Here is a 265-nt window from a genome sequence, read left to right on the forward strand (position 1 = left end):
AAAGTGATCGCAACGGAAGAAGTAAGTGAAGCAAGTGGCTGGAAGTATGAATTTAAAGACTTAGCGGCATACGATGCAGACGGCAAAGCCTACAAGTATGAAGTGAAAGAACAACCAGTAGATGGATATCAAACAGAAGTAAATGGTTATGATATCACGAATACAAAAATCAAGGACGAAACAGGTGTAGATCCAAACAAAGATCCAAACAAAGATCCAGACAAAGATCCAAACAAAGATCCAAACAAAGATCCAAACAAAGATC

At 38.1% G+C, this 265-nt stretch carries 1 protein-coding gene; it reads left to right on the top strand.

Translation table 11 applies throughout. From position 1 onward, the window contains the following. Positions 1-265 (top strand): Cna B-type domain-containing protein (locus tag JDS96_RS31145; protein WP_206777261.1); only part of this gene is annotated, 265 nt, incomplete at both ends.

The organism is Bacillus cereus group sp. N21, from assembly GCF_016483395.1.
GTDB lineage: Bacteria > Bacillota > Bacilli > Bacillales > Bacillaceae_G > Bacillus_A > Bacillus_A pseudomycoides.